A 996-nucleotide genomic window follows, 5' to 3' on the forward strand; every position below is an offset into this window, starting at 1 on the left:
GGCAGCTCATGGCGACGATGGCGACGGGTTCGTCCCAGGCGGCGGCGGTGGTGTCCGCGCCGGCCGGGTCCTCGTGGGTGCCGAGGGCTTCGGCGAGGATCCGGGCGGTCAGGGCGGCCGGGGTGGGGTGGTCGAAGACGACGGTGGGCGGCAGGCGCAGTCCGGTCGCGCCGTTCAGGCGGCCCCGGAGTTCGACGGCGGTGACGGAGTCCATCCCGAGGTCGCGGAAGGCCTGTCCGGGAGTGACCGCGTCCGGGCCGGGCAGCCCCAGCAGGGCGGCGGTGAGGGAGCGGACCAGCGCGGCGGCGGTGTGCTCGCGTTCGGCCTCGGGCAGCAGGGCGAGCCGGGTCGTGGCCGCCGGCCCGTCGGCGGAGGACCGCTGGAAGGGGTACGTGGGCAGCTGGACGCGGCCGGCGGTGCCGGCGGCGGGGAAGGCGGGCGCCCAGTCGACGTCGACGCCCTGGACGCAGGCCTCGGCGAGGGCGGTGCGCAGGCGGCGGAGACCGCCCTGGCCCCGGCGCAGGGTGGCGATGGTGACGGCGTGGCGTCCGGCGGCCGCGGCGGTCTCCTGCATGGCGGCGGTCAGCATCGGGTGCGGGCTGATCTCCACGAGGGCCTCGTGGCCGTCGGCCAGCAGGGCGTGCGTGGTCTGCTCGAAGCGGACCGGGCGGCGCAGGGCCTCGGACCAGAAGGCGCCGTCCAGGGTGCGGCCGTCGACGATGCCGCCCGTGGCGGAGGAGTACAGCGGGGTGTGGGCGGCGCGGGGGGCGAGGCCGGTGAGGGCGGAGAGGATCCGGTCGCGGACGGCGTCGACGTGCGCGGAGTGGGCTGCGGCGCCGAGGCGTACGCCGCCGCAGCGGACGCCCTCGTCCTCCAGTTCCGCACGCAGCGCGCGGACGGCCTCGCCGTCGCCGGACACGACGTGGGACCCGGGGCCGTTGTGGGCGGCGATGACCAGCCGGTCCGCGTGGGGTGCGAGCCGCTCCTGGAGGAGGT

General features: G+C 77.8%; 1 protein-coding gene. It reads right to left on the reverse strand.

Annotated elements, in window-relative coordinates:
• On the reverse strand, positions 1–996 hold a 996-nt coding region (locus tag VR44_RS35080; protein WP_045951695.1), incomplete at both ends, for an acyltransferase domain-containing protein.

The organism is Streptomyces katrae, assembly GCF_000966975.1.
Lineage (GTDB): Bacteria > Actinomycetota > Actinomycetes > Streptomycetales > Streptomycetaceae > Streptomyces > Streptomyces katrae.